This window comes from Rhodococcus marinonascens NBRC 14363, assembly GCF_001894885.1.
Taxonomy (GTDB): domain Bacteria; phylum Actinomycetota; class Actinomycetes; order Mycobacteriales; family Mycobacteriaceae; genus Rhodococcus_F; species Rhodococcus_F marinonascens.
Genome location: NZ_BCXB01000079.1, coordinates 1 through 5,158 on the forward strand (window position 1 = coordinate 1; position 5,158 = coordinate 5,158).

The 5,158-nt window shown below is 61.8% G+C and carries 7 protein-coding genes; 5 read left to right on the top strand and 2 right to left on the bottom strand.

Annotated elements, in window-relative coordinates; all coding sequences use genetic code 11:
* Positions 1-434, bottom strand: a 434-nt coding sequence (locus RM2_RS23670) for a YncE family protein (protein ID WP_281250436.1), incomplete at its 3' end; no start/stop codon positions are given.
* 259 nt (positions 435-693) lie between these two features.
* Positions 694-1,677, bottom strand: coding sequence for a hypothetical protein (locus RM2_RS24300; protein WP_139277908.1), 984 nt, complete (start codon positions 1,675-1,677; stop codon positions 694-696).
* Positions 1,678-2,274: 597 nt separating this feature from the next.
* Here RM2_RS24300 and RM2_RS22535 point away from each other — a divergent pair.
* The 5 genes from RM2_RS22535 (at position 2,275) to RM2_RS22555 (ending at position 5,054) form a co-directional block, all read left to right on the top strand.
* Positions 2,275-2,457, top strand: coding sequence for a hypothetical protein (locus tag RM2_RS22535; protein ID WP_245814103.1), 183 nt, complete (start codon positions 2,275-2,277; stop codon positions 2,455-2,457).
* 183 nt (positions 2,458-2,640) lie between these two features.
* Positions 2,641-2,832 (top strand): hypothetical protein, encoded by a 192-nt coding sequence (locus RM2_RS24770; protein ID WP_072691700.1) that lies wholly within the window; start codon positions 2,641-2,643, stop codon positions 2,830-2,832.
* Between the two features lie 77 nt (positions 2,833-2,909).
* Entirely contained in the window at positions 2,910-3,320 is a 411-nt protein-coding gene (locus RM2_RS22545; RefSeq protein WP_169846811.1) for a hypothetical protein, read from the top strand.
* 133 nt (positions 3,321-3,453) lie between these two features.
* Positions 3,454-4,392, top strand: a complete 939-nt coding sequence (locus RM2_RS22550) for a recombinase family protein (RefSeq protein WP_072691702.1) — start codon at positions 3,454-3,456, stop codon at positions 4,390-4,392.
* A 356-nt stretch (positions 4,393-4,748) separates the two neighbouring features.
* Positions 4,749-5,054, top strand: a complete 306-nt coding sequence (locus RM2_RS22555; protein WP_139277862.1) for a hypothetical protein — start codon at positions 4,749-4,751, stop codon at positions 5,052-5,054.
* Positions 5,055-5,158: the final 104 nt, after the last annotated feature.

Genomic DNA, 5,158 nt, shown 5'->3' on the forward strand with positions numbered 1-5,158 from the left:
TAAGACCCGTTCGGGTTGACTGCAATGCCCTCGGGGTAGGCCCCGACGGAGACGGTCTCGGTCACGGTGTTGGTGGCGGTGTCGATCACCGACACCGAACCGTTTTGACTGGTGACGTAGGCGTAAGACCCGTTCGGGTTGAACGCCACAGCGTGCGGTCCGCGCCCGACGTCGATCGTGCCGGTCACGGTGTTGGTGGCGGTGTCGATCACCGACACCGAACCGTTTTGACTGGTGACGTAGGCGTAAGACCCGTTCGGGGAGACCGCCACCGCTTTGGGGAAACCCCCGACGGAGATGGTCTCGGTCACGGTATCGGCTGCCGCGGTCCCCGTACTGGTTATACAAGCCCCGACCACAACGAAGCCGAGGACAAGACCTCGGAACTTCCCTTGGGCCGTGCGGTAGTCACGAGAACGCCTGTACTTGTTCACACTATTTTCCTTCGCTGGAAAAACTTCTGTATCGAATCCGATGGTATGGGCCACCGTTCCTGGTGGTGGTGATGGCGTAGGAACTTGAATCATCACCGAGGCGACCGCGCCCGCCATACCCCCCTGCCACAAACCCTCAGGTCAGGAACCTCTATCCACGACTTTGCCGGGACCCTGCTGATCCACCCCGGGCGTCACTGTAGAACTATTTCCTTCGCTGAGTAATGGGCTAGTGGGATTTCCCCGTAGACCACCGGATTCATGGTCGAGAAACTCCAGAATCGGTCACTTTGATAGTCGCCAACGGTCCAGCGCCATTGTTCACATCAGCATCTGGTGTGTCCCGGGGTGAACAACGGAGACTATGAAATGCGTTGGGCATCCATACATTATCGATATTTGTGTGTTCCACAAAAGTAAGGAAATTGTTTGCGTGATCGAATTCGCTCGCGACACCACTGGCTCTAACGGTCGGGGTGATTGTGTCCCCTTCCGTACCGAGAGCTTTTACCCGAACATTGATCGTGGGAAAACTCATCAGTCCGTTACCATCATCATCGAGGTCCTTCAAAGCCGTCCACCCACCCATTTTGTCGCCTGCAGCATTGGGTCCATCTTTGGTGACCACACCGTCTTTTGTTCTCCGCTCGGTGGCATTGTTCAATGCCATTCGTAAGTGAGTCCCAGTTGACGACTCGTTGCCGTCGTCGCGGATACGGATAATGTCGGTTGGATACCCGAGGATGCGGTTACGGACGGCGCCGATTATTCCAGATAAAGGATCGGAATCATCAGGAACGAAATCATCAGGAACTTTCGCGACCTCGGCGGACACGAACTCGGTGCCTTTGGGAATATTAATGTCGAGTTTCACCCGCTCCAGGCTAGCTATTTTGGACTTGGCGCCGAAAGCTCCCCGATCGTACTGCAGGGGGTCAAAGTCAAGACTATAACTGAACTCTTCACCGGAACGCACAAATTCTGGGTAGGTAGTTGTAATAGTCATTTGGTTGCCAAAAAAGTCGATTGGCCCGTCCCAACCTACAGTTGATGGAGATGCTGACGCGTTACCGAATGCGCCACAACTCAGGTCGAACTGCTGCACCGACTGCTGCACCGAAGCTGTGCCGTCCTGTCCGGCGACAGGACCGTCATCGGCCGATGCAGCACCCTGTGTGAAGGGCAGAGCTCCAGCGGACATGATTGCTACGACCGCAATTCTCGACCAGCGGATTCGATTCATAACTACCCCTACGAGGGTTGAGGGTGGGCGGACTGGGGTGGGTGTCAAGGTAGTATTCGAAATCGCCGACATCTACTTGTTCCTTTGCCTGATGTGGCACTCGGGATTGGTTCCGGTGGTATCCGGAAACGCGGACGGACAGGTGAGGATCGCCGTTGAGTTTGACTCCAGCCACCCATTGTGTCAACCACTATTTTCACGGTTGTGGCGTGTCTCCTGTGATTGGGTCCACTTTGTTTTAGCGTCCTTTACTCTTCCATAGGGGTTCTTTGATCTTGAGCGGGCAATCTACGGTTTGAGGGCGCGCCTACCGGCTGACGGTCCTTGGCCTCTGAAGGGCAGTACCGGACCGTTCACAAACGTCCTGGAAGTTGCGATTGCCTGATCATGAGATGAACAAACGCGGCCGCTCCCTGGATGGGAACGGGCCGCGCCTACTCAATCGGGGTTCAAGAACAATCAGCCCTCACTTCGTGCCCGGTTGAAGGCGTTGCCGTGGACGAGCATTCCGGTCTCTTCCTGGTTCTTCGATCTTGAGCGGGCAACCTACGGTTTGAGGGTGTTCGGCGCGCCTACCAGTACCCCGCCGGAAACCCTGTGGGGATTGTGTTCGACTCGCGGCACGGTGACGGCCTGGTGCTCTGGGTACTGTACGAACGCCCCGGTGACGGACCGATCAGCGGGAATGTGACACCACTGGACCACGGTCCCGTCGAGGCGGACGACCCCGACCTGATCGAAGCGATGCGACTGCACAACCTGGTGTGGGAGGACAGCTGACCGAGGCACCCCAAGAAGCCCGGCCGCCAAGCCCGGCACGGCGGGACTCGATCCGCTCTCGGGGGGTCAACGCATCACTACTGGTGACATGATGCGTGGCCGTGGAGATCTTCGTCCTCTCTCGGCGTTAGCCGGCGTGGACCAGAACGAGACTCGACGAATAGCTGATCCAAGGAGGAACGAATGCTACGCAACCGCTTCGATTGCGATTCCGGAAGACTGCTCGCTGCCGGACACCGCGCGTGGAGCCAGGTCCCGATCTCCTCAGAGTCCGTCGAGGCGGCACTGGGCAGGCACCCGCACGTCACCTGGGCAGTTGGCGAACGGAAGCACGGCTACGGCAGCGCCGCGCCTATCAGGCAGGGTCGACGATGACTGATGATTTCGATGTGCTGGTCCAACGCGTGCGGCGCGTCCATGGCCGAGGTCTCGGGAGGCTCAGGAGGAAGGCCATGGGCGATGAAGGTTCCGACCTCTCGATCGAAAGGGGCAAGATTCCGAATTTCGTCGGACGGTCTGTTCTCGACCGGGACCTGGAGATTCGTATCCTCGCCTCCCACATCACACTTGATGGGTTGCGGGAGTTCCCCGGCCCGTACCCGCCTGGTGCGGTGCTGGTATCGACGTCGGTGAGAGGCCGGCACGCGCGTACAGGGAGTGCCGTAGAGGTAAACCCTGGTGAAGCGGATGCGTGGGGACTGGCAATGGCGCCGGAGGGGTTCGAGGAGTTCGGCGTCGTCCTCGGGACATACGCCCGATTCTCTACGGGTGCTCGTCATTACAGGTTCGTCCTGGATGCAGCCGGAGGGATATGCGCGATTCCCGCGACCGACTGCGAGATATTGGTGGAGGGGATGCGCTGATTTCACGCGCCGATGAGAAAGTGCCCGATCGAGAGGTCGGGCGCTTTCGTCTCCGCGGTCGCTCCGCCGCCATGTCGGAAACCTGTGTCGGTAAACTATGTCGAATAAACCTTGTTGAGGGTATTCTCGACACATGTTGTTCGGTTACGCACGGGTCTCCACCCCGGATCAGAACCCGGATTCCCAGGTCGAGGCCCTGCGCCGGGCCGGTGTCGACACCGAGCACATCCACCTCGATCACGCCGAGGGCGTCAAGGCGTCGCGGCCCCAGCTGGACCTCGTCCTGACCCTGCTGCGCGGCGGCGACACCCTGGTGATCACCGATTTGAGCAGGTTGGCCCGATCGGCGGCGCATCTGATCGGCCTCGGAGCCGACCTACACCAGCGCCGGGTGGGTCTGAGGGTGCTCGAGCAGGGCATCGACACCGCCACCGCCGAAGGCGCCGCGATGATCGGGATGCTGCCGGTGCTCGCGGACCTGCAACGTGAGCTGACCGTGGCCAACACCCGGGAGGGACGCGCCGCGGCCCGTGCCCGCGGCCGCAAGGGTGGGCGACCACCGAAACTGACCGCCGAGCAGATCCAACTCGCCCAACATCTCTACGACACCGGCGAGCACACCGTCGCCGCGATCGCGGACCGGTTGAGCGTGCCGCGTACCACCGTGTACGGGCACCTGAACACCAAGCCCAGCACCGGCCCGAACACCCACACCCGCCCCGGTGGCGCCGACCCTCCTGCGGTGCCGAGGTCGCCGCGGTCGTGCCCGACCTGCGGGTACGATCCCACCACCCGCGCCGAGGCCGCACACCAACGCGCCGACCTCGCCGTCACCTGGCTCCACCCGGACCCGAAGAGACCCGGCACCCTGCTCGAGCGACACCACTGCCGCCATTGCGAACCCGGGCCGGCGTTCGACATCGCGTGCACGATCTGCGGCGACGGCCCCATCCTCACCGGCGTCCTCGCCGACCACGCCACCACCGGCACACTTCCGGAACCGGCACAGCACTGGCTCCACAGGGCCGGATGGCACACCAGCCCGGCACTGCTCTGCCCCGATCACACATGAAACCCGTGCCGGTCACGAGAGGATCGTACGATCGACGTACCGGGGCGACGACCGCACCTGCCTGTGCGGCTCACCAGCGGAAAAGACGGTGATCGCGGTGACCGACACCATCGGCGACGCCCGTGACTGGGTGACCGAGCAACTCCGTTACCCGCAACGCGCCCCCCCGCACCACCGCAGTCTTCGACTGGACCGGAATCAGCCTGTCTACCCAGGCAGCGCTCGTAGGCCTCGCCGGCCCATGTGTGGACCCGACCGTGCTCTTTGCGCGGCCGCCCCGGTGGCGCACCGTCACCCGGCGGTCCCGCCGACACCCGCAATTGACCGCCGTGCAACGCTCAAATGTGGTTTTCATCATGACAATTGACACTCCCGTGTTGCACGGAGCAATGAGTCGTCACCGGTCGAGGATGTGCGGCACTACCCCCGTCCCGAACAGGGTGCGGGTGGAAATCGAGCGCCTGGAGGCGACCACCGCCGAGGCGGTGGACCAGATGTGCCGCCACCTCGAAGAGGCCCGCGATTTCGAGGTGCGGACGTTCCGGCGCGACGCCGAGGTGCCCGAGTTCGGCGGCATCCAGTGGCCGGCGGCGTGGCACCGGGCGGTGTGCGCCCGAGTCGCGCAGCAGATATCCGGGCTGGTGATTCGTTTTGCCCCCTGAACCGACTACACACGCTGAATTTCTGGTGCGCTGTTGTCGGTTGCCTGGTGCATACTGCCGATCACCGAAGACCAGCCAGGGGAGGAGTCTCGATGGATGGCAAC

Bases quoted from the DNA above. Each gene is read 5' to 3' on its own strand.
- RM2_RS24770 (WP_072691700.1), top strand. From the start codon at position 2,641: ATGCTACGCAACCGCTTCGATTGCGATTCCGGAAGACTGCTCGCTGCC.
- RM2_RS22545 (WP_169846811.1), top strand. From the start codon at position 2,910: ATGGGCGATGAAGGTTCCGACCTCTCGATCGAAAGGGGCAAGATTCCG.
- RM2_RS24300 (WP_139277908.1), bottom strand. From the start codon at position 1,677: ATGAATCGAATCCGCTGGTCGAGAATTGCGGTCGTAGCAATCATGTCC.
- RM2_RS22555 (WP_139277862.1), top strand. From the start codon at position 4,749: ATGACAATTGACACTCCCGTGTTGCACGGAGCAATGAGTCGTCACCGG.
- RM2_RS22550 (WP_072691702.1), top strand. From the start codon at position 3,454: ATGTTGTTCGGTTACGCACGGGTCTCCACCCCGGATCAGAACCCGGAT.